We start from the raw sequence: 22531 nt of genomic DNA, 5'->3' as shown, positions 1-22531 counted from the left end.
AAAGCACAGTTGAGGAAGTCCAGAGGTTCGGCGGAGGATGGCGCGCATGGACCGACCGCTGCTCAATCGCCGCCTCGCCGAATTCGGCACCACGATCTTCGCCGAAATGTCAGCACTCGCCCTACGGACCGGCTCCATCAACCTCGGCCAGGGGTTCCCCGACGCCGACGGTCCGGAGGAGGTCAGAGAGGCAGCGGTCCGTGCCCTGCGCGACGGCCGCGGCAACCAGTACCCGCCCGGCCCCGGCGTCCCCGAACTGCGCACCGCCGTCGCCGCCCACCAGGAGCGCTTCTACGGCCACCTCGGTCTGGCCTACGACCCCGACACCGAGGTCCTGGTCACCGCCGGCGCGACCGAGGCCATCGCGGCCTCGCTGCTCGCCCTGCTGGAGCCGGGCGACGAGGTCATCGCGCTGGAGCCGTACTACGACTCCTACGCCGCCTGCATCTCGATGGCCGGCGGCCGGCGCGTCCCGGTGACCCTGCACGCCGATCCGGAGTCCGCGACGTACCGCCTCGACCTGGACGAGCTGCGCGACGCCGTCACCGATGACACCCGCCTCATCCTCCTCAACACCCCTCACAACCCCACCGGTACGGTCCTGACCCGCGCCGAGCTGACGGCCATCGCCGAGCTGGCGGTGGAGCGCGACCTCCTCGTCATCACCGACGAGGTCTACGAACACCTCGTCTTCGAGGGCGAGCACCTGCCCCTCGCATCCTTCCCCGGGATGCGCGACCGCACCGTCACCATCGGCTCCGCCGGCAAGACCTTCTCCTTCACCGGCTGGAAGGTCGGCTGGGTCACGGCGGCGCCCGAGCTGGTGAGCGCGGTCCGCTCCGCCAAGCAGTTCCTCACCTTCGTCTCCGCCGGCCCCTTCCAGTACGCCGTGGCCGAGGCCCTCGCCCTGCCCGACGGCTACTACACCGGCCTGCGCGACGATCTGCGCGCCAAGCGCGACATCCTGGCGACCGGCCTCGCCGACGCCGGCTTCCAGGTCTTCCGCCCCTCGGGCACGTACTTCATCACCACCGACATCCGCCCCCTCGGCGAAAAGGACGGCTTCGCCTTCTGCCGCGCCCTGCCCGAACGCGCCGGCGTCGTCGCCATCCCCAACGCCGTCTTCTACGACCACAAGGACCGGGGCGCACCGTACGTCCGCTTCGCCTTCTGCAAGAGCGTCGATCTGCTGCAGGAGGCGGCGGGACGGCTGAAGCGGCTCTGAAGGGCGCGTCGACGCTCCTCTCCGTCCCCCGCGCACAGACGAAGGCCCCGGAGCCGACAGCTCCGGGGCCTTCGCAGCCGGGTGGGTGTGGGACGGACGGGGCTCAGGCCTCGTCGTCGCCCGGCTTGTCGTCGGAGTCGCCTTCGATCTCGGCCTCCAGGCCGAGCTGCTCGACGATCCACTTGTCGAATTCGATCGAGGCGCGGACCCAGCTGACCGTGCTCGACACGAAGTGTTCGAGCGAGACGCCGGTGCCGATCAGCATCGATGCCTCACCGATCAGACGGACCGTGCCGTCGTCATGGGTGTGGGTGTAGGCCTTGGGCCACAGCGTCCGGCGGTTCCAGTCGTCGATCGCCTCCAGCAGCTTCGACTTCTCGTCGATGCCGTGGGCACGGTCGTAGAACGTACGGACGGAGAAGATCTGCTGCTCCTCCTCGCCCCGGAACATGAAGTACGTGCGGAACTGCTCCCACGGGGCGGCGAGGTCACCCTCCTCGTCGACTACGTACTTCAGCTCCATCTGGTCGAGGAGCTGCTTGACCAGGTCCTGGTCTGGCACGACGGGACCCTCAGGCCCCGACGGCTCGGGTTCGGGCTGGCCCCCGAAATTCGGAATCGAGGACGGGTCGATGCTCACCGTGGAATTCCCTTCGTATGGTCCTTGCCATCCTCCCCCACATCCGCCCCGTCCTGGCAAGCCCGGAGGGGCCGGTGCGGGCAAGGTGTCGGTCAAGGCGACGACCAGGCGGCACGATCAGGCACCCGGGCCGGTCCGCCGGACCGGCCCGGGGAGCCGTCCTCGCAGCTCAGGCCGCACCTTCCCGCACCGGCAGCACCGACAGCCGATCGCCGTCGACATCCACCCGCACGGTGTCCCCGTCCAGCACGTCACCCGCCAGGATGGCGCGCGCGAGCTGGTCGCCGATGGCCGTCTGGACCAGGCGGCGCAGGGGGCGCGCGCCGTAGGACATGTCGGGGGCGGGGGCGCCGTCGACCGGCTCCTGGCCGAGCCAGGCGAGCCAGGTCAGGGCGCTGTCGGTGACGTCCAGCGTCAGCCGGCGCTCGCCCAGGCGGCGCTGGAGGTGGTCGAGCTGGAGCCGGGCGATCCGCTGCAGCTGGTCCGTGCCGAGCGGGTGGAAGACCACCACGTCGTCGAGCCGGTTGAGGAACTCGGGCCGGAACGAGGCCCGGACCGTCTCCAGCACCTTCTCCCGCTTCTCGTCCTCCTTCAGCAGCGGGTCCATCAGGAAGGCGGAGCCGAGATTGGAGGTCAGGATCAGGATGGTGTTGCGGAAGTCGACCGTGCGGCCCTGGCCGTCCGTGAGCCGTCCGTCGTCGAGCACCTGGAGCAGGACGTCGAAGACCTCGTGGTGGGCCTTCTCCACCTCGTCCAGGAGGACGACGGAGTACGGGCGGCGGCGTACGGCCTCGGTGAGCTGACCGCCCTCCTCGTAGCCGACGTAACCGGGCGGCGCGCCCACCAGTCGGGCGACGGAGTGCTTCTCGCCGTACTCCGACATGTCGATCCGGACCATCGCCCGCTCGTCGTCGAAGAGGAAGTCCGCGAGCGCCTTGGCCAGCTCGGTCTTGCCGACGCCGGTCGGCCCGAGGAAGAGGAACGAGCCGGTGGGGCGGTCCGGGTCGGCGATCCCGGCGCGGGTGCGCCGCACCGCGTCGGAGACCGCCCGTACGGCCTCGGCCTGGCCGATCAGCCGCTTGCCGAGCTCGTCCTCCATGCGCAGCAGCTTCTGGGTCTCGCCCTCCAGCAGCCGGCCCGCCGGGATGCCGGTCCAGGAGCCCACCACATCGGCGATGTCGTCCGGACCGACCTCCTCCTTGACCATGGACTCCTTGGACGCCTCCTGCTCGGCCTCGGCGGCGGCCGCCGCCTCCAGCTCCTGCTCGACGGCCGGGATCTCGCCGTAGAGCAGCTTGGAGGCGGTGTCGAAGTCGCCGTCGCGCTGGGCGCGCTCGGACTGTCCGCGCAGGTCGTCGAGCTTCTCCTTCAGCTCACCGACCCGGTTGAGGCCCTGCTTCTCCTTCTCCCAGCGGGCGGTCAGGCCGCGCAGCTCCTCTTCCTTGTCGGCGAGGTCCTTGCGCAGCTTCTCCAGCCGCTGGACGGAACCGGCGTCGGTCTCGTTCTTGAGCGCCAGCTCCTCCATCTTCAGGCGGTCGACGGCGCGCTGCAGCTCGTCGATCTCCACGGGCGAGGAGTCGATCTCCATACGGAGCCGCGAGGCCGCCTCGTCGACGAGGTCGATGGCCTTGTCGGGCAGGAAGCGGGAGGTGATGTAGCGGTCGGAGAGGGTGGCGGCGGCGACCAGCGCGGAGTCGGCGATCTGCACCTTGTGGTGCGCCTCGTAGCGGCCCTTGAGACCGCGCAGGATGGCCACCGTGTCCTCGACGGTCGGCTCGGCGACCAGCACCTGCTGGAAGCGCCGCTCCAGCGCCGGGTCCTTCTCGATCCGCTCGCGGTACTCGTCGAGCGTCGTGGCACCGACCATCCGCAGCTCGCCGCGGGCCAGCATCGGCTTGAGCATGTTGCCGGCGTCCATGGACGAGTCGCCGCCGGCGCCCGCGCCGACGACCGTGTGCAGCTCGTCGATGAAGGTGATGATCTGGCCCTCGCTGGACTTGATCTCCGCCAGGACGGTCTTCAGCCGCTCCTCGAACTCACCGCGGTACTTCGCGCCCGCGACCATCGCCCCCAGGTCGAGCGCGACCAGCCGCTTGTTGCGCAGCGACTCGGGCACATCGCCCTTGACGATCCGCTGGGCCAGGCCCTCGACGACGGCGGTCTTGCCGACGCCCGGCTCGCCGATCAGCACCGGGTTGTTCTTCGTCCGGCGGGACAGCACCTGCACCACCCGGCGGATCTCGTGGTCCCGGCCGATGACCGGGTCGAGCTTGCCCTCGCGGGCGGCCGCGGTGAAGTCCGTGCCGAACTTCTCCAGCGCCTTGTACGTGCCCTCCGGGTCGGGGTTGGTCACCCGCTGCCCGCCGCGGCTCGCCTCGAAGGCGGCCAGCAGCTTCTTGGCGGAGGCACCCTGCTGCTCCAGCAGCTCGCCGGTACGGCCGCCCTTGGCGGCGATCCCGATCAGCAGATGCTCGGTCGAGACATAGGCGTCGCCCAGCTCCTTGGCCCGCTGGGTCGCGTCCGCGATCGCGGTGAGCAGATCGCGGTCCGGCTGCGGCGGGGCGACCGTCGAGCCCTGCACGCTGGGCAACGCGGCGAGCTGGCGCTCGGCGCCGTTGCGCAGCACGGCGGCGTCCGCCTCGACGGCGGCCAGCAGGTCCATGATGTTCTCGTTGTCCTGCCCGGCCAGCAGCGCCAGCAGGAGATGCGCGGACGTCATGTCCGCATGCCCGGCGGTGATCGCCCGGTCATTGGCGGCGCTCAGCGCCTCCCGGCTCTTGTTGGTCAGCTCGGCGTCCACGGCCCGGTGTCCTCCCTGTGTGTGCTGTTCCGATGCTTCTGCTTGCAGGCACCAACGTGCAATAAGTTGAGTCTATTCCACTCAAGGCTCACTCATGGCTCACTCGTGCGAGGGAACGGACTCGAATATGCCTCTGTCACTAGCCCCACTGGGCAACGCTGGCCTTCGACCACAAGGAGGTGCAGCATGACGGCTATGGCACACGAGCCCTTGGCGACCGACGAAGAGACCCTCCTGGATTACTTCCTCGCCCTGAAGACCCCAAAGGGTTTCCGGGTCGAGCTGATCGAGGGGGACATTGTTGTGACGCCACCGACTGACGGAGATCACGAGGACTACCTCAGCACCATCGATGGGCAGGTCCGACGGGAGTCGGCAACCACCATGGACTCCTCCGGCTACAAGGGACTCGTCCTGCGCGGCGCAGAGGGCCAGCCCGCGGACCACGTGATCCCCGATGCCACCATCGCCCCACGCGCACTGCGTCTCTTCCGCGGCGCCCCTCCTTGGATGCCGAGCGCCGGCGTCGCCATGGTCGTCGAGGTGACGTCGAGCAAACCCCAGAAGGACAGCATCGCCAAGCGCCACGCTTACGCCCGCGCCGGCATCCCGCTCTACCTCCTTGTCGACCGCGACAAGTCCTCGGTCACGCTCTTCAGTGAGCCTTCCGGCGAGGACTACGCAGGCAACCTCACCGCTCCCTTCGGCAAACCCCTCCCCCTCCCCGCCCCCTTCTCCTTCGACCTGGACACCACCGACTTCCTCTGACCGGGCCGGGCCTACCCTTGCCCCCATGGCCCACGACCTCTCCGCCCTCACCCCCGAGTACCTCGCCTTCTGGGGCGAGTACCTGATGCCGACGCTCACCACGCTGCGTACGGACGGGACGCCGCACGTCGTCCCCGTGGGCGTCACCTACGACGCCGGGCAGCGGATCGCGCGGGTCATCACCCGCAAGGACAGCACCAAGGTCAAGAACATCCTCGCCGCCGGAGCGGACGGCGCGACCGTCGCCGTGTGCCAGGTCGACAAGGGGCGCTGGGCGACCCTGGAGGGCGTCGCGCGGGTGCGTACGGACGCCGAGACGGTGGCCGACGCGGTGCGCAGGTACGCCGAACGGTACGGGCGGACTCCGTCGCCGAACCCCGATCGAGTCATGATCGAGATCGCGGTGACCCGGGCGATGGGACGGGCCTGAGAGCCCGTATCCGCACCCCGGGCCGGCCCTGGCCGAAAACACACCCTCCACAGCAGGCGACAACTGCCCAACTGGTACTCAGGTACGACAGGAAACCGAACAGCTCCGCGCAATGAACGGGCGGGATCGGACCTGTCCCGTGCATGAGACGGCAGCTGGAGGCCGCATGGCGTCGGCATTGAGCATCGTGACGACCGTTCCGCGCCCACCGCACCCCGCCCCACCGAGACCGCACGCCGAGCTCTGCCCGCGCTGCGGTGGCCAACTCGCCGTGAACCAGGACGGCTGGAAGATCTGCCACGCCTGCGGTTACGCCTCGCCGCCCGGCACAGCCCCTCCACCACGGGCCGCCCTCGGGGGTATCGTCGCCCCCACAGTCGCCACGCCCCGGAGGGCACGATGAACTCGGTCCGAGTCACGGCGATCGCCTGCCTTATGCCGCTGTCCGAACTGGACGAGGATCCGTTCCTGGTCGACGACCGCAGCCAGCACGACATGTGCCAACAGTGGGCGGCGGCCCGTGACTACCACCTGACCTGCCAGCTCAGCCTGCATCAGCTGCGCGCCGACCACCGCGCGCTGTGGCGGGACGTCGAGGAGGGCCTGGTCGATGTGTTCGTCACGCCCAACCGCCGGGCGCTGGAGAACGCCATCGACGGCGCCGACGAGTTCTCCGCACGGTGCGCGGCGGCCGGCGTACGGCTGGAGACCGCCGACCTCGACGAGCCGGTCTACACGCTGGCGATGAAGTCGCAGGTGCACCGGCGGCTGTCGATGCCGACGGCCGGGTACAACGGCTGCTGACCGGCCCGGCGCACGGGGAAGCACACTCACGGAGATGACAAAAAGGGCCGGGATCACCCGGCCCTTTTCGCCACGTGCACGCGCGGCGCGCCCCGCCGTCCGCTACTCGGACCGCTTGGGCCGCCACACCACCAGCGCGCTGGTCTGCTGGACGTCCTGATACGGCACCAGGTCACGCCGGTAGGAGGCGTGCACCGCCGCCTCCCGCTGCCGCATCGCGCTGGCCGCGCCCTCCAGGGCGCCCTGCAGCTCCGCGACCCGCTGCTGCAGGGCCGCGACCTGGTTCTCCAGCTCGATGATGCGCTTGATGCCGGCGAGGTTGATGCCCTCGTCCTGGGACAACTGCTGCACCGTACGGAGCAGTTCGATGTCCCGGGCCGAATAGCGGCGGCCCCGCCCGGCCGTCCGGTCCGGCGAGACCAGACCCAGCCGGTCGTACTGCCGCAGGGTCTGCGGATGCAGGCCGGAGAGCTGAGCCGCGACGGAGATGACGTACACCGGCGACTCATCGGTCAGTTCATACGGATTACGACGCTGCCCGCCCCGGCTGTCCATCTCAGTCTCCCTTCGCGGCCTGGAACAGCTCCGCCCGCGGGTCGTGGCCCGCGGTCGCCTCGCGATAGGACTCCAGCGCTTCCTTCGCCTTGTCGCCGAGGTCCTCGGGGACGAGCACCTCTATGGTGACCAGCAGATCACCGCGAGTGCCGTCCTTACGGGCCGCGCCCTTGCCGCGGGCCCGCATCGTGCGTCCGTTGGGGGTGCCGGCCGGCAGCTTCAGCGTGACCGGCGGACCACCCAGCGTCGGCACCTTCACCTCGCCGCCGAGCGCGGCCTCCGGGAAGGTCACCGGCACCGTGACGGTGAGGTTGTCGCCCTTGCGTCCGAAGACCGGGTGGGCGCCGACGTGCACGACGACATACAGGTCGCCGGCCGGGCCGCCCTGCTCGCCCGGGGCGCCCTTGCCGCGCAGCCGGATGCGCTGCCCGTCGGAGACGCCCGCGGGGATGCGGACCTGCATCGTGCGGGCGCTCGTCGCGCGTCCGCTGCCCTTGCAGACCTCGCAGGGGTCCTGGGCGATCAGGCCCCGGCCCTTGCAGTCGGCGCACGGGTCGGTCAGCGAGAAGCCGCCGCCCGCGCCCCGGCTGACCTGGCCGGTGCCGACACAGGTCGGGCAGACCCGAGGAGTACCGTTTTTGTCGCCGGTTCCCGAACACGCCTTGCAGGGCGCCTGGCTGGACATCCGCAGCGGGACCGTGGCCCCGTCGACCGCCTCGGTGAAGCTGAGCGTCACCTCGGACTCGATGTCCTGGCCGCGCCGCGGCTGGGTACGCGCACCCGCGCCGCCGCGGTTGAACAGGCCGCCGAAGACGTCCCCGAGCCCGCCACCGAAGCCCCCGGCCCCGCCGGCTCCGCCCGAGCCCCCGAAGAGGTCGCCCAGGTCGAAGTTGAAGCTGCCGCCGCCCCCGCCGGGGCCGGGCCGGAAGCCGCCGTTGCCGAACAGCGCCCGGGCGTCGTCGTACTCCTTGCGGCGCTTGGCGTCGCCCAGGACGTCGTTGGCCTCGGAGATCTCCTTGAAGCGCTCCTCGGCCTTGGCGTCGCCCTTGTTGGCGTCCGGGTGGTTCTCCCGGGCCAGCTTGCGGTACGCCTTCTTGATCTCCGCTTCGGTGGCGTCCTTGGGGACGCCGAGGACCTTGTAGTAGTCCTTCTCGACGAAGTCCTTGGTGCTCATCCCCGACGTCCCTCCTTTCCTGCGATTTTCTCGTTGGTCCTCACGTCAGCCCTCGTCCGGGCCACCGCTCTCCTCGTCCGAGGCCTTGGCCTCGTCCTCGGATCCGGACTTGGTGCTCTGCGCGCCCGGCTGCGGCTCGGCGACGGCGACCCGCGCGGGGCGGATCGTTCGCTCACCGATGCGATACCCGGGCTGCAGGATCGCAACGCACGTCGTCTCGGTGACATCCGGCGCGTACGAGTGCATCAGCGCCTCGTGGATCGTCGGGTCGAAGGGCTCGCCCTCCTTGCCGAACTGCTGCAGACCGAGCTTGGCGACCACGGTCTCCAGCGATTCGGCCACCGACTTGAAGCCGCCGACCAGTTCACCGTGCTCGCGGGCGCGGCCGACGTCGTCGAGCACGGGCAGGAGCTCGGACAGGAGGTTCGCCGCGGCGATCTCCTTGACCGTGACCCGGTCCCGCTCCACCCGACGGCGGTAGTTCTGGTACTCCGCCTGGAGCCGCTGGAGGTCCGCGGTGCGCTCGTTGAGCGCGGTACGCACCTGGTCCAGCTGCGCCTGGAGCGCTACGTCCTGTACATCCCCGGCCGGGGCCGAGCCCGCCTTGTCGGCGGACTCGGCCTCCTGCGCCGCGTCTTCGGGAGCGGCGTCGGAGGGGACGTCAGGCTTCTCCTCGAAACCCGGGGTCTCCTCCGTCACGCGGCACCACCCTTGGCGTCCTTGGGCTTCTCGTCGTCGACGATCTCGGCGTCCACGACGTCGTCCTCGGCCTTGGCCTGCTCGGCACCCGGAGCGGCACCCTCGGCACCGGCAGCGCCCTGCGCGGCCTGGGCGTCGGCGTACATGGCCTGGCCGAGCTTCTGGGAGACGGCCGCGACCTTCTCGGTGGCGGTGCGGATCTCCGCGGTGTCCTCGCCCTTGAGCTTCTCCTTCAGCTCGGCGACGGCGGTCTCGACCTCGGTCTTGACCTCACCGGGGACCTTGTCCTCGTTGTCCTTGAGGAACTTCTCGGTCTGGTAGACCAGCTGCTCGCCCTGGTTGCGGGTCTCGGCGGCCTCGCGGCGGCGGTGGTCCTCGTCCGCGTACTGCTCGGCCTCCTGGCGCATCCGGTCGACCTCGTCCTTCGGCAGCGAGGAGCCGCCGGTGACGGTCATCTTCTGCTCCTTGCCGGTGCCCAGGTCCTTCGCGGTCACGTGCATGATGCCGTTGGCGTCGATGTCGAAGGAGACCTCGATCTGCGGGACGCCGCGCGGGGCCGGCGGCAGGCCCGTCAGCTCGAACATCCCGAGCTTCTTGTTGTACGCCGCGATCTCGCGCTCGCCCTGGTAGACCTGGATCTGCACGGAGGGCTGGTTGTCCTCGGCGGTGGTGAAGATCTCCGAGCGCTTGGTCGGGATCGTGGTGTTCCGCTCGATGAGCTTGGTCATGATGCCGCCCTTGGTCTCGATGCCGAGGGACAGCGGGGTGACGTCCAGCAGCAGGACGTCCTTGACCTCGCCCTTGAGGACACCGGCCTGGAGGGTGGCGCCGATGGCGACGACCTCGTCGGGGTTGACGCCCTTGTTGGCGTCCTTGCCGCCGGTCAGCTCCTTGACGAGCTCGGCGACGGCCGGCATACGGGTCGAGCCACCGACCAGGACCACGTGGTCGATCTCGGACAGCTGGATGCCGGCGTCCTTGATGACGTTGTGGAACGGGGTCTTGCAGCGGTCGAGCAGGTCCGCGGTCAGCTGCTGGAACTGCGAGCGGGTGAGCTTCTCGTCCAGGTGCAGCGGGCCCTCGGCGGAGGCGGTGATGTAGGGAAGGTTGATCGTCGTCTCGGTCGAGGACGACAGCTCGATCTTCGCCTTCTCAGCGGCCTCGCGCAGACGCTGGAGCGCCATCTTGTCCTTGGCCAGGTCGACGCCGTGGCCGTTGGTGAACTGCTTGACCAGGTAGTCGACGACGCGCTGGTCCCAGTCGTCACCACCGAGGTGGTTGTCACCGTTGGTGGCCTTCACCTCGACGACGCCGTCGCCGATCTCCAGCAGCGAGACGTCGAAGGTGCCGCCACCGAGGTCGAAGACCAGAATGGTCTGGTCGTCCTTCTCCAGGCCGTAGGCCAGGGCGGCCGCGGTGGGCTCGTTGACGATGCGCAGGACGTTGAGGCCCGCGATCTCACCGGCCTCCTTGGTGGCCTGGCGCTCGGAGTCGTTGAAGTAGGCCGGAACGGTGATGACCGCGTCGACAACCTTCTCGCCCAGGTACGCCTCGGCATCCCGCTTGAGCTTCTGCAGGATGAAGGCGCTCATCTGCTGCGGGTTGAAGTCCTTGCCGTCGATGCCGATCTTCCAGTCGGTGCCCATGTGGCGCTTGACCGACCGGATGGTCCTGTCGACGTTGGTGACCGCCTGGCGCTTCGCGACCTCGCCGACCAGCACCTCGCCGTTCTTGGCGAAGGCGACGACGGACGGCGTGGTCCTGGCGCCCTCGGCGTTGGTGATGACGGTGGGCTCACCGCCCTCGAGAACACTGACGACGGAGTTCGTCGTACCCAGGTCGATGCCGACCGCACGTGCCATTTCAATTCCTCCAGCTGACTTGAGTGGAACAGGCTCAAGAGTGCAACACCGAGAAAAACCTGTCAACAGACCTGAGTCTGAGCCACTCAACTTTTATGTCGCCCTTACGGTCACCCGGCCGCCACCGAAGACGCCGGGCCGCCGCACAGGGTTGCCTTCGCGACACAGATCACCGGCCGGGCGGCTTCATGGCGCCCGGGAGAATGGGTAACCTCAGCCGCAGAACTAAAAAGTTACCGCTTAGTAGTTACCGCTCAGCTTTCTCAGTCTTCCGCTCTCGCAGGTTCGAGGAGCCCGTCATGCAACTCGCCGCGATCATCGTGTCGCTGGTCCTAATCGCGGTCGGCGTCGCGCTGTTCGGCCGCGCCCTCCTGCAGATCTACCGCTTCATGCGGCTAGGCCAGCCCGTACCCGCCGGCACCCGCACCGACGATCCCACACAGCGCACCGTCACGGTGGCCAAGGAGTTCCTCGGCCACACCCGGATGAACCGCTGGGGCATCGTCGGCGTGGCGCACTGGTTCGTGGCGGTGGGCTTCTTCTCGCTCCTGCTGACGATCGTCAACGCCATCGGGCAGCTCTTCAAGGCCGACTGGCTCCTGCCGATCATCGGTGACTGGGCGCCGTACAACGTCTTCGTCGAGTTCCTCGGCACGATGACGGCGCTCGGCATCCTGACGCTCATCGTGATCCGGCAGCTGAACCGGCCGGACAAGCCGGGCCGCAAGTCCCGCTTCGCGGGCTCCAACATCGGCCAGGCGTACTTCGTCGAGGCCGTGATCCTCATCGTCGGCGTCTGCATCTTCATGCTGCACGCGCTCGAAGGCGCCCAGCACCACGTGGACGGCTACGAGGCCTCGTTCTTCATCTCGTACCCGGTCGTGTCGTGGCTGGAGGGGATGGACGTCTCCACGCTCCAGAACCTCACCTACTTCTTCGCCGGCCTGAAGATCGCGACCTCCTTCATCTGGATGATCACGGTCGCCCTGAAGACCGACATGGGTGTCGCCTGGCACCGCTTCCTGGCCTTCCCCAACATCTGGTTCAAGCGGGAGGCCTCCGGCGACGTGGCGCTGGGCGCGCTGCCGCCGATGACCAGCCAGGGCAAGCCGATCGACTTCGAGGACCCGGGCGAGGACGACCAGTTCGGCGTCTCGCAGATCGAGCACTTCTCCTGGAAGGGCATCCTCGACTTCTCCACCTGCACCGAGTGCGGTCGCTGCCAGTCGCAGTGCCCCGCCTGGAACACCGGCAAGCCGCTCTCCCCCAAGCTCCTGATCATGTCGCTGCGCGACCACGCGCACGCCAAGGCCCCCTACCTCCTGGCCGGCGGCGGCAAGGACATGGAGGGCACGGAGCAGGCCACCGAGGAGCAGCTCAAGGACGTGCCCGCGTCGGCGCTGGCCGAGGCCGAGCGCCCGCTGATCGGGACGCTGGAGGAGAACGGCGTCATCGACCCGGACGTGCTGTGGTCGTGCACCACCTGCGGCGCCTGTGTCGAGCAGTGCCCGGTCGACATCGAGCACGTCGACCACATCGTCGACATGCGCCGCTACCAGGTCATGATCGAGTCCTCGTTCCCGTCCGAGGCGGGCACGATGCTCAAGAACCTGGAGAAGAAGGGCAACCCCTGGGGCCTGGCCAAGAAGCAGCGCCTCGCCTGGACCAAGGAGGTCGACTTCGAGGTCCCGGTCGTCGGCAAGGACATCGAGGACCTCACCGAGGTCGACTACCTGTACTGGGTCGGCTGCGCGGGCGCCCTGGAGGACCGGGCGAAGAAGACCACCAAGGCCTTCGCCGAGCTGCTGCACATCGCGGGCGTGAAGTTCGCGATCATGGGCGGCGACGAGGCGTGCACCGGTGACTCGGCCCGCCGCCTGGGCAACGAGTTCCTCTTCCAGCAGCTCGGTCAGCAGAACGTCGAGATGCTGAACACGGCCTTCGGCGAGGACTCGGAGGACGAGTCGACGAAGAAGCCGAAGTCCAAGAAGAAGATCGTCGCCACCTGCCCGCACTGCTTCAACACCATCGCGAACGAGTACCCCCAGCTGGGCGGCGAGTTCGAGGTCATCCACCACACACAGCTGCTGCAGCACCTCATCGACGAGGGCAAGCTCATCCCCGTCACCCCGGTCGAGGGGCTCATCACCTACCACGACCCCTGCTACCTGGGCCGCCACAACAAGGTCTACACCCCGCCGCGCGAGATCATCGCCAAGGTGCCGGGCCTGCGGAACGAGGAGATGCACCGCCACAAGGAGCGCGGCTTCTGCTGCGGCGCCGGTGGTGCCCGCATGTGGATGGAGGAGCGCATCGGCAAGCGCATCAACAACGAGCGTGTCGACGAGGCCCTCTCCCTCAACCCCGACATCGTCTCGACGGCCTGCCCCTTCTGCCTCGTGATGCTGACCGACTCGGTCAACGGCAAGAAGAACGACGGCAAGGCGAAGGAGTCGATCCAGGTCGTCGACGTCGCCCAGCTGCTGCTGGACTCCGTCAAGACCCCCATCGATCCGGCGGGTGACGAGGAGTCGGAGACGGCTCCGGAGCCCGAGCCGGTGAAGTAGCGGCGCCCGTAGGAGCGTTGACCGACGGCCGGTTCCCCCAGAGGTTCGGGGGGCCGGCCGTCGGCGTGTTCCGGGAATCCGCCGCACCGGCATCGGCAGCCTCCTCGTGACCGCCGGCCCCCCGGTCCCGGCACCGCCCCCTCCGGGCTCCCCCTAGGGGATGTCACAGCTCCGCAGCAAACCCCGGCCCTGAGCCCGGCTCGGCCACCTGTTCCGCGCGGACCAGGTACTTTCGAAGGCGTGGCTGGATTCAGGATGGGTCGCGGACGGGATGCCCGCCCCGCGCAGAACGGACAGCAGGGGCAGCAGGCCCCGTACGGACAGCAAGGACCGTACGGGCAGCAGCCCCCACCACCGCATGGGCAGTGGCAGCAGGCACCGCAGCAGTACGGCGGCGGCCCGCAGGGACGGCCGCAGCCGCAGGGGCAGTACGGCGAGCCGGAGTACTTCGGCGACGGCGGCTACGAGCCCCAGCAGCAGTCCTACGCGCCGTACGCCCAGGACAACAACCCGGGTGCCACCCGGCAGTTCAGCATCGGTGAGGCGCCGGACCACGGCGACCACCCCGACCAGTACGGCGACGGCGAGTACGCGGCCGGCGGCACCTACCGCGCCGGCCAGACCTCCGCGCCGCCCGCCGGCCCCCGGCTGCACTGGAAGCAGCTGCTGCCCGGCATCGTGCTGCGCCCCGACGCCACGTTCTGGCAGATGCGGGACCACCAGGTCTGGGCCCCGGCGCTGATCGTCACGTTCGTCTACGGCCTGCTGGCGGTCTTCGGCTTCGACAAGGCCCGCGAGGACGTGCTGAACGCCACGCTCTCCAACAGCATCCCCTGGGTGCTGATCACGGCTGTGATGTTCATCATCGGCAGCCTGATCCTGGGCGCGGTCACCCACACCATGGCCCGCCAGCTCGGCGGCGACGGCGCCTGGCAGCCGACCATCGGCCTGTCCATGCTGATCATGACGATCCCGGACGCGCCCCGCCTGCTGTTCGCGATGTTCCTCGGCGGCGACTCCACCCTGGTCCAGGTCCTGGGCTGGCTGACCTGGCTCGCGACCGGCTATCTGCTGACGTCGATGGTCAGCAGGTCCCACGACCTGCCGTGGCCCAAGGCCCTGGGCGCCGCCGCGATCCAGCTGGTGGCGCTGCTGGCCCTGGTCAAGCTCGGCACGCTGTAGGCCGGACCCGGCCACGTCAGGGGCCCGTCCCGGAGCACTCGACTCCGGGACGGGCCCCTTCGACGTACCCGACCGACCACGGGCGGGCTTCCCGAGCCGCCCGCCCGCCTCGCCGGGCGGCGGGCGCCCCGCCGCACCGCACCGGCCTCAGGCGAACCGCTGCCCCGCCGACCCGTCGCAGGCCCGCAGCCTGAGCGGCTCCTTCGCCCCGTCCAGCGTCAGGCACAGCGACGAGGCGGCGGCCGGCCGGATCGAACCGCCGTCCGCCCGTACGAACCGCTGGTTCGCCGCGCCCGAGCAGTTCCACAGCACCAGCCCGGCGCCGGCCTCGTAGCGCGCACCCGGCACGTCCAGGCACCGGTCCTGGGTCAGCCCCACGTGCACCGACCCCTGCTCGCCGTCGTACCACCAGTCCTGATGGCGCTGCCCGTTGCAGTCCCAGCCGACGACCGCCGTGCCGTTGCGGCTGGCCCCGCCCGTCGCGTCCGCACAGCTGCCCGTACCGGCGTTCCTCAGCGGCCGGTACGCGTCGTCCCAGGCCCCCGCGTACAGCTTCGGCCGCCCGGTGCTGGCCACGTCCGCGCAGGACGCCTCCCGCAGCCCCGGCGCCGCGTACAGCTGGGTCAGACACGAGGCGAACGCGCCGTGCCCGCGCGCGTTGGGGTGGAAGGACTGCCGCACCGAATTCGCGTTCGGCGGGAAGGGATTGGAGAGGTTCACATACAGTCCGCGGGCCCAGGTCTCCTCCATGCACACCTCGTGCCCGTGGAAGAGCCGCGAAGCGTCGAGGTAGGTCGCCCCCGAGTCCCGCGCGGCCTTGCGCACGCCCCGCTCGAAGGCCGGTACCGCGGCATTGCGGCCCCACGCCGCGTCCGAGGTGTAGCCGGTGCAGCCGCCCGGCAGCTTCCCCGGGTAGTGGGGGTTGTCCTCCACGTCCGGACCGATCGGGCTCGGATACGACATCACCACGAGCCGGTAGTCGCCGTCCGCGTACCCGGCGTCGCGCATCACGGTCCGCAGATCGCCGACCGTCCGCTCGACCTTCGGCACCAGCGCGTCCACCCGCGCCTGCCAGCCCGGCTGGTACTTCGGCTCGCAGGTGCCCTGCAGCAGGAACCAGCGCTCCACGCAGTCCGTCATCACCGGCCCGAACTGCAGATCGTCGTTGGCCCCGGCCACCAGCAGCACCATCTTCAGCCGGGTGTTGCGGGCCGCGATGGCCAGACTGTCGCTCTGCACCAGTTCGTCGGCGTACTGCTTGCTCCCGCCGATCACGATGTTGCCGCTGTACGCGCCCGAGCACGCGACGTTGTACGTCACGTCCGCCGCGATCCCGGTCCGGTGGATCGCCGAGTCCGGCGACCGGTGGCACCAGTTGTCGGGCCCGTCGGTCCCCGGCTCGTAGGTCCCGACGCCCTCCCCCGAGATCTCGCTGTCCCCCAGCGAGATCAACGAGGTCTTCCGCTCTCCCACGGGCCGCTCGGCCGGGTCGCCGTAGAGCTCGACGGCCTGCTGCGCCCGGATCGTCTCCAGGGCGGGCGGCAGCGGTGTGGCGCCGGCCGCCCGGGGCGCTGCGGCGCTCGCCCCGCCCGCCGCCCCGGTGAACGCCACCGTCAAGGCCGCGGTCACGACCGCGAGCCCAGCCCTCACCCGCCGCCTGCGTCTCGCACGCACCACGGGGCCTCCCCTCCGGTTCCGCGGGTCGGCTGTTCCCTGCCCGCCCGCTGTTACCGCCGGTATTTACTCGCAGGTAAGCAACTGCGGAACACCGGGAGCGCGATTGGCCGAAACCTGCCCACGCACATGCGAAAGGGAGCCGGCCCACGGCCAACTCCCTCACCCCCACGGACGATCAGCGCCCCACACGCCCCTTCACGTCGAGGAACTCCCCCTCACCCGCCGAGCCCCTCCCCGCACGCCGCACCACCGGACCCCCCGCGCTCAGCGGCGCCCCCTGCCATATGGTCTGTCCATGCCCACAACGAGTGATGTGCGGCCCACCGTCGCGGGCCGCGCCGCCGGCGTCATCGGCCTGCTGATGGCCCTCGGCATCTGCGGCGTATCCCTGGCCCAGGCCGCCGCCGCGACCGGACTCGCGGGCACCGGCGGCAAGCTGACCGTCAGCCAGTGCCAAAACGGCCGCGGCCTGCGCCACTGCTACGGCACCTTCCGCCCGGCCGAGGCCGATGGCGGTGACGGCCTGCCGAGCGACCCGCACGCCCGGGTGAACACCCGGGAGGCCGACCCCGGCGACACGATCGACGTCCGCAAGGGCAGCGGCGGCTACGTCGTCACCGGCATGGGCTCGGCCTGGGCCCTCATCGCCTTCGCCTTCCTGGGCCTGCTGATCGGCTCGGCGGCGCTCCCCGTGGCGGCGAGCGGCGTCCTCCCCCGCAGGGGCACGTCGGGTCAGGACCTCTTCACGGCGGTACGCGGCACCCGGATCGCCTGGTTCGCCAAGCGCCTGGCGCTCACATCCCTCGCCGGAATCGCCGTCTCCGCCTATCTGGCCTGGCTGTTCTGACCCTCCGCGGACACCTCACGCGTCGAGGATCTGCCCCTCACGACGCACCACGGGCGGCTCGACGCTCCACGGGAAGTTGATCCAGTCGTCGGTGCGCTTCCACACGTACTCGCACTTCACCAGCGAGTGCGACTTCTCATAGATCACCGCGCTGCGGACCTCGGCCACGGTCTCCAGGCAGAAGTCGCGCACCAGCTTCAGCGTCTTGCCGGTGTCCGCGACGTCATCGGCGATCAGCACCTTCTTCTCGCTGAAATCGATCGCGTTCGGCACCGGCGCCAGCATGACCGGCATCTCCAGGGTGGTCCCCACCCCGGTGTAGAACTCCACGTTCACCAGGTGGATGTTCTTGCAGTCCAGCGCGTACGCCAGGCCCCCGGCGACGAAGACCCCGCCCCGGGCGATCGACAGCACGACATCGGGCTCGTACCCGTCGTCGGCGACCATCTGCGCCAGCTCGCGGATCGCGCCGCCGAAGCGCTCGTACGTCAGGTTCTCCCGCACGTCACTCACGTATCTCTCTCAGACCTTCTGTGTCCCTGTACCCACGCGCCCCGGCGCCCGCTGTGCGCCTGCGCCTGCCTCACACCTGCGTACGGTGGAAATTCCGGAACGAACGGGACGGCGTCGGACCGCGCTGCCCCTGGTATCGCGAGCCGTACCGCTCGCTGCCGTACGGGTGCTCGGCCGGCGAGGTCAGCCGGAACATGCACAGCTGCCCGATCTTCATGCCCGGCCACAGCTTGATCGGCAGCGTGGCGACATTGCTCAGCTCGAGCGTCACATGCCCGCTGAAGCCCGGGTCGATGAACCCGGCGGTCGAGTGCGTCAACAGCCCCAGCCGCCCCAGCGAGCTCTTCCCCTCCAGTCGGGAAGCAAGATCATCCGGCAGCGAGATGACCTCGTACGTCGAGGCCAGCACGAACTCGCCCGGATGCAGGATGAACGCCTCGTCCCCCTCCGGAACGACCTCACGGGTCAGATCGGACTGCTCGACGGCGGGGTCGATGTGCGGATAGCGGTGATTCTCGAACACCCGGAAGTACCGGTCGAGGCGCACGTCGATGCTGGACGGCTGCACCATCGACTCGTCATAGGGGTCGATGCGCACCCGACCAGCGTCGATCTCGGCCCGGATGTCCTTGTCTGAGAGAAGCACGCACACGAGGATACGCGCCCGCACCACCCCCACCGCACGACGAGGGCCCGGCTCCCACCAGGGAACCGGGCCCACCCATCCGTCTTCGGACCCCTCCGGATCCTCGTCGCTCTCTCTCGGCCGCTGCCGGCTGCCGCGTTCCGGCCCTTCGCCGTTACCGCTTCACCCCCGCGGCCCCCTACTGCGGCCCCCTAATGCCGCTCCCTGCCGCTCTCCGTGCGCTGCTCACCTACCACTGCGCTGCTTCCCCACCACTGCGTCTTACCGCTTGGCGTGCTCCACGGGCACCGAATGCCGCAGCCGAGCACAGCGCGGGCAGCGCAACAGCCGTCCGGGACCAAGCCGGTCGGTGGTCTGCATGGGGAACGAAGCGGTGCTGAACACGTGGCCCTCGGCACAACGTACGACGGTGCGCTCCATCAAGTCCCTCTCCCAACTGCGTGGACAACAAAAGCCACATTAGGGGATGAACTGGGTGCTACCGCACGCGGCACTCCGACGCCCAACCGTACGCCTCAACTCCCGCCCCCCGCACCCGCATCCCACCCACGGGCCGCACTCCGCCCCCACCTTCACCGAGCACCCCGCAGCCCCCACCCGGACATGCCAACACCCCTCACCCAGACATGCCAAATGCACCGCCCGGCGGCGATGAGGTAGAGTGTGCGACGATGTTCCGCACTCGATCCGAGGCGGGATTACGCGGGTGTAGTTTAATGGTAGAACATGAGCTTCCCAAGCTCAGAGCGCGGGTTCGATTCCCGTCACCCGCTCCATAGTTGAGGCCCAGGTCACGGACCTGGGCCTTGTTCGTTGGCTGGACCAGTTCGGGCGTCGCGCACCAGAAGGGGACGGTGCGGGTTCGTACGTGCGGCTCGGACGAGGTCGTGCCGTCCGCTCGCCGTCGCACACCGCCGTTCAAGATCCGAGGAGAGCGGGGTCGAAGTCTCGCTGGTGTTCGACCGCTGGCCGGCGAAGCCCCACTGGAGCCAGCGCGGTTCCACATGGGCCAGATGCTTCAACAGCTCCAGCGCCGCACAGCCGGAGGGCAGCCGGCTGCCCCGTAGAGCCTCGTCGGACAGACCGTCCGGCTTGCGCGGCAGGGCGGCAGGCCGCCGACTTCCGGTGGGCCCTGCGCGTGCCGTAAGGAGCCCCGTCGCGTGCCGTGTTGGCGGCCGCAGGCCTTTCGGCCTCTCGTGCAGCCCCTTGGTCACCGTGCCGGTGATTCCACCGTCGGGCAGATCCGGTGCCGGACCAGGGCCGCTCCGGCTGCGACGGTGGCGAGCATCCCGGCCAGCCCGACCGGCAAGCCGATGATGGCGTAGTACCCGAACAGGTAAGGGGCCAGGAAGCCGATCGCACCGGCGACCAGGGCCGCCGCCAGGATGATGAGGGGGAGGGTCTTGGCCAGGGCCCGCATGGTCGCTTCGCGCGCGGGGGCGAGAAGTTGCTGAAGCTGCGCGGCCACGGCGCGCCGGACCAAGAAGAAGGCGGCGAGCATGCACACACCCCATCCCACCCACATCACGGGGATGCCGGGATCGGGGTAATGGCGCACGTCCACCCGCACCCCTCCGCCGAGCGTGGTGACGAGGGATTCGTAGCTGCTGTCGAACACCCCGGCCCATCCCACGAACCAGAAGATCGTGGCGGCAAGGGCAGGTAGCGCGGCGCCCTTGGCCGCCGCGGTGGCGGTCTCCTTCAAGCGCGGGTGGGGGGAGATCAGACCGCGTTCGACCGCCCAGGAGCCGGCGAGCACGTCCACGTCACCGCCGACGTAGGCGCTGACGTCCCGGCCGTCGAGGACCGCGGCGTCCAGGTCGGCGGCCAGCTCTTCGGCCATCTCCTGAGCCGTTTCCTCGTTCACCCCCAGGCGGCGCCACGCCTTCGTGGCCTGGGATATCGCGTCCTCGACGAGCATCGTCACAGTCCCTTCCGTCCCGCCTCGGTGATCATGGTGGTGACGTTCATGGCGAACTCGCTCCAGTCACGGCGCATCGACCGGAGCAACTGCAAACCCGCTTCGCTGGGCTTGTAGTAGGTGCGGGCGGGGCCGCCCTCGCCAGTGCGGCGTTCGACCTCGACGAGTTGGCGTTTACGCAGGCGCGCCAAGGCCGGGTAGATCGAACCGTCCGCGACGTCCAGTCCGGCCTTGCCGAGCCGGACGGTCATCTCGTAGCCGTAGACGGGAGCCTCCGCCATCAAGGCGAGCAAGCACATGTCCAGCACGCCCCGAAGCCACTGGGCGTGCAGAGCGGATGTCTCCTCCATGACCAGTACCTTACACAGCATGAGTCATGCACAACAAGCTAGTGCGGTGCAAGGTAGTCTCCGGCTCGGCGAAGCCCCCTGATTCCCAAGCCCAGAGCGGGGGTTCGATTCCCGTCACCCGCTCCATAGCGAAGGCCCAGGTCGGATACCTGGGCCTGGTCATGGGACCTCTGCTGGTTGACGCATTCGCGGTTGCCGAGCAGCGCTGTCGCCCCGCCTCCCTCTCTCATGCCGTGTTCCTTCGCCGTGCGGTGCGGCCGTTGGTGGCGAGGTGGCGTTCGAGGGGGGTGCGGTAGCAGGGGGTGACGCGGGTGCCGGCGAGGAAGGTGGTCAGGCGGGTGATCTCGTCATCGATGGCGGTGCGGGCTTCGTGGCCGGGGTCGGTGAGGAGGTGGTGGTTGATGTGGCCGTCGGGGTGCTGGGCCCAGGCGCCGATGATGCGGCCGTGCCACCAGATGGTGGGGCCGATGTTGCCGTTGCGGTCGAAGAGGGCCTTGGTGTGGTCGGGGTCGAGGTACCAGTCGCGGTGGCGCCAGCCCATGGCCGTGGGGTCGAGGCCGGGCAGCAGGGCGGCGCCCGGCTCGGGGAGGTCGGGGGAGGCATCGAGGTCCTCGGGCAGGAGGTAGCCGGTGCCCTCGTCGAGTTCGACGGCCTGGGCGCCGGTGGCGGCCAGTGCCTTGCGGGTGTCGGTGAGGTTCCAGCCGGTCCACCACTTCAGGTCGTCCACGGTGACCGGGCCGAACGCCGCGAGGTAGTGACGGGCCAGCGTGGTCTTCGCCTCGGCCACGGGTATCTGCGGCAGGGGCCGGGCCGGGGCCCACCGGAACTGTGCGGAGGTCCACGAACCGGCGGGCCGGGCCCGGCGGATGCGGCCCTCGGCGGCGAGCACGCCCAGGATGGCGGCGGCGGCCCGCTGCCGCGACTCGTAGGGCTTGCCGGGGGAGAGGACGATCTGCTCGCGCAAGGCGGGTATGTCCGCGGCGAGTTGGGCGGCGGTGGTCTCGCCGCGTGTCGTGAGAGCGGCGAGGGTGGCCTGCTCGGCGGCCGTGTAGCCGCGCTCGTCCCAGCCGAGGGTGTCGCGGAGTTTCGCCATGGTGTCGGCGCGGTGGCGGTGGGTGTTGCGGACGGTCGCGGACCGGACGGCCGGCGCCAGGCGGGCGGGGAGGACGAACATGGTGCGGCGCATGCACCGGATGCGCTCCAGCGCCGGGGTGCCGGCGGCGGTGTCGTAGAGGGGCCGTTCGACGGCGGCGACGGTGGGCCGGTGCATGCGGGCGGCCGTGGCGAGGAAGACGGTGGCGGGGTCGGTGGCGTGCAGGCCGATCAGCGCCTCGGCCACCGCCTCGGCCGTCTTCTCCCGCACGGAGGGTGCGAGGAGATGACGGCGGACGAGGCGGGCGCGGCGCCGGGCTGTGGTGATGCGGGGCAGAACGATCACGCTCGCTAACGGGTCAGTAGGTGCCGTGGATGCAGAAGGGCTGGCCGGAGGGGTCGAGCAGGACCGTCCAGTACTTTCCGCCGGGCTGGTGGGCGGGCTTGGTGGCGCCCATCTGCAGCAGTCGCTTCTCCGCCGCTCGGACGTCGGGGAAGGAGAAGTCCATGTGGAAGGGCAGTTCCTCCTCGGGCCAGTTGGGGGCCTGGTAGGAGGCGGAGGTGTAGAAGAGGTACATCGCCCCGTTCACATGGAGGGCGAAGGCGACGTCGTCACCGTCCTTGCCGGGGTAGGTACGAGAGACCTTGGTGCCGAGGGCGGTGGCGTAGAAGTCGGCGAGCTGTCGTCCGTCCCGGGCCCACATGGCGTGGCACATGATCTTCCCGGACAGGGTGACGGGGCCGGTGCTGGTGGTCTCGTTGCTCATGGGCGTGCTTTC

The 22531-nt window shown here is 69.7% G+C and carries 21 protein-coding genes and 1 tRNA gene; 8 read left to right on the top strand and 14 right to left on the bottom strand.

Going from position 1 to position 22531, the window contains the following annotated elements; all coding sequences use genetic code 11:
* The first annotated feature begins 46 nt into the window (after positions 1-46).
* Positions 47-1225, top strand: a complete 1179-nt coding sequence (locus AC0680_RS04905; protein ID WP_478624927.1) for a pyridoxal phosphate-dependent aminotransferase — start codon at positions 47-49, stop codon at positions 1223-1225.
* Between the two features lie 103 nt (positions 1226-1328).
* Here AC0680_RS04905 and AC0680_RS04900 read toward each other — a convergent pair whose 3' ends face one another.
* Both AC0680_RS04900 and clpB read right to left on the bottom strand, forming a co-directional pair.
* Positions 1329-1865: a YbjN domain-containing protein gene (locus tag AC0680_RS04900; RefSeq protein WP_393485382.1), complete on the bottom strand. Its 537-nt coding sequence runs from the start codon at positions 1863-1865 to the stop codon at positions 1329-1331.
* A gap of 169 nt (positions 1866-2034) precedes the next feature.
* Complete coding sequence (gene clpB / locus AC0680_RS04895) at positions 2035-4665, bottom strand: ATP-dependent chaperone ClpB (protein ID WP_478624924.1); 2631 nt, start codon at positions 4663-4665, stop codon at positions 2035-2037.
* Between the two features lie 186 nt (positions 4666-4851).
* Here clpB and AC0680_RS04890 point away from each other — a divergent pair, with 186 nt between their 5' ends.
* From AC0680_RS04890 to AC0680_RS04880, 3 genes are all read left to right on the top strand, one after another.
* Positions 4852-5433: a Uma2 family endonuclease gene (locus AC0680_RS04890; protein ID WP_478624923.1), complete on the top strand. Its 582-nt coding sequence runs from the start codon at positions 4852-4854 to the stop codon at positions 5431-5433.
* 25 nt (positions 5434-5458) lie between these two features.
* On the top strand, positions 5459-5863 hold the full coding sequence (locus AC0680_RS04885; RefSeq protein ID WP_468976429.1) for a pyridoxamine 5'-phosphate oxidase family protein: 405 nt from the start codon (positions 5459-5461) through the stop codon (positions 5861-5863).
* A 399-nt stretch (positions 5864-6262) separates the two neighbouring features.
* A complete protein-coding gene (locus tag AC0680_RS04880; protein WP_384424015.1) occupies positions 6263-6667 on the top strand; it encodes a hypothetical protein in 405 nt (134 codons plus the stop codon).
* A gap of 102 nt (positions 6668-6769) precedes the next feature.
* Here AC0680_RS04880 and AC0680_RS04875 read toward each other — a convergent pair whose 3' ends face one another.
* From AC0680_RS04875 to dnaK, 4 genes are read right to left on the bottom strand one after another with little or no spacing between them, the layout of a single operon-like run.
* Positions 6770-7222, bottom strand: a complete 453-nt coding sequence (locus AC0680_RS04875; RefSeq protein WP_384424016.1) for a heat shock protein transcriptional repressor HspR — start codon at positions 7220-7222, stop codon at positions 6770-6772.
* 1 nt (position 7223) lies between these two features.
* Entirely contained in the window at positions 7224-8396 is a 1173-nt protein-coding gene (dnaJ, locus tag AC0680_RS04870; protein ID WP_478624921.1) for a molecular chaperone DnaJ, read from the bottom strand.
* Between the two features lie 45 nt (positions 8397-8441).
* Positions 8442-9095 (bottom strand): nucleotide exchange factor GrpE, encoded by a 654-nt coding sequence (gene grpE, locus AC0680_RS04865; RefSeq protein ID WP_478624919.1) that lies wholly within the window; start codon positions 9093-9095, stop codon positions 8442-8444.
* The gene (dnaK, locus tag AC0680_RS04860; RefSeq protein WP_478624917.1) at positions 9092-10957 is read right to left on the bottom strand and encodes a molecular chaperone DnaK; all 1866 of its coding nucleotides are present in this window, start codon (positions 10955-10957) and stop codon (positions 9092-9094) included. Before dnaK ends, grpE begins: the two co-directional genes overlap by 4 nt.
* A gap of 299 nt (positions 10958-11256) precedes the next feature.
* On the opposite strand from dnaK, the gene AC0680_RS04855 reads away from it, so the two are divergent.
* Both AC0680_RS04855 and AC0680_RS04850 read left to right on the top strand, forming a co-directional pair.
* The gene (locus tag AC0680_RS04855) at positions 11257-13524 is read left to right on the top strand and encodes a (Fe-S)-binding protein (protein ID WP_478624915.1); all 2268 of its coding nucleotides are present in this window, start codon (positions 11257-11259) and stop codon (positions 13522-13524) included.
* A gap of 255 nt (positions 13525-13779) precedes the next feature.
* Complete coding sequence (locus AC0680_RS04850) at positions 13780-14706, top strand: Yip1 family protein (protein ID WP_478625096.1); 927 nt, start codon at positions 13780-13782, stop codon at positions 14704-14706.
* Positions 14707-14853: 147 nt separating this feature from the next.
* On the opposite strand, the gene AC0680_RS04845 is transcribed toward AC0680_RS04850, so the two are convergent.
* The gene (locus AC0680_RS04845) at positions 14854-16383 is read right to left on the bottom strand and encodes a ricin-type beta-trefoil lectin domain protein (RefSeq protein WP_478624913.1); all 1530 of its coding nucleotides are present in this window, start codon (positions 16381-16383) and stop codon (positions 14854-14856) included.
* Between the two features lie 295 nt (positions 16384-16678).
* Here AC0680_RS04845 and AC0680_RS04840 point away from each other — a divergent pair, with 295 nt between their 5' ends.
* Complete coding sequence (locus AC0680_RS04840; RefSeq protein WP_478624911.1) at positions 16679-17230, top strand: hypothetical protein; 552 nt, start codon at positions 16679-16681, stop codon at positions 17228-17230.
* 15 nt (positions 17231-17245) lie between these two features.
* Here AC0680_RS04840 and AC0680_RS04835 read toward each other — a convergent pair whose 3' ends face one another.
* Together AC0680_RS04835 and dcd are read right to left on the bottom strand one after the other, a co-directional pair.
* Positions 17246-17734 carry a phosphoribosyltransferase gene (locus tag AC0680_RS04835; protein WP_384424587.1) on the bottom strand — a complete coding sequence of 163 codons (489 nt, stop codon included), beginning with the start codon at positions 17732-17734 and terminating at the stop codon, positions 17246-17248.
* Between the two features lie 79 nt (positions 17735-17813).
* Positions 17814-18389, bottom strand: coding sequence for a dCTP deaminase (gene dcd / locus AC0680_RS04830; protein ID WP_393485405.1), 576 nt, complete (start codon positions 18387-18389; stop codon positions 17814-17816).
* Positions 18390-19091: 702 nt separating this feature from the next.
* On the opposite strand from dcd, the gene AC0680_RS04825 reads away from it, so the two are divergent.
* Positions 19092-19165, top strand: a tRNA-Gly gene (locus AC0680_RS04825).
* A gap of 15 nt (positions 19166-19180) precedes the next feature.
* Here AC0680_RS04825 and AC0680_RS04820 read toward each other — a convergent pair.
* From AC0680_RS04820 to AC0680_RS04800, 5 genes are all read right to left on the bottom strand, one after another.
* Positions 19181-19603: a mycothiol transferase gene (locus AC0680_RS04820; RefSeq protein ID WP_478624908.1), complete on the bottom strand. Its 423-nt coding sequence runs from the start codon at positions 19601-19603 to the stop codon at positions 19181-19183.
* Positions 19600-20316: a hypothetical protein gene (locus AC0680_RS04815; protein WP_478624907.1), complete on the bottom strand. Its 717-nt coding sequence runs from the start codon at positions 20314-20316 to the stop codon at positions 19600-19602. Before AC0680_RS04815 ends, AC0680_RS04820 begins: the two co-directional genes overlap by 4 nt.
* A complete protein-coding gene (locus tag AC0680_RS04810) occupies positions 20313-20660 on the bottom strand; it encodes a PadR family transcriptional regulator (protein ID WP_384424031.1) in 348 nt (115 codons plus the stop codon). The genes AC0680_RS04815 and AC0680_RS04810 overlap by 4 nt, the downstream gene beginning before the upstream one ends.
* Before the next feature lie 226 nt (positions 20661-20886).
* Positions 20887-22098 (bottom strand): winged helix DNA-binding domain-containing protein, encoded by a 1212-nt coding sequence (locus AC0680_RS04805; protein WP_478624904.1) that lies wholly within the window; start codon positions 22096-22098, stop codon positions 20887-20889.
* A gap of 13 nt (positions 22099-22111) precedes the next feature.
* Positions 22112-22519 carry a VOC family protein gene (locus AC0680_RS04800; RefSeq protein ID WP_478624903.1) on the bottom strand — a complete coding sequence of 136 codons (408 nt, stop codon included), beginning with the start codon at positions 22517-22519 and terminating at the stop codon, positions 22112-22114.
* Positions 22520-22531: the final 12 nt, after the last annotated feature.

It is taken from the genome of Streptomyces sp. NPDC043738 (assembly GCF_056436545.1).
The sequence above is the reverse complement of the archived record's forward strand: the minus strand, read 5'-3'. Positions and strand labels throughout refer to the sequence as shown.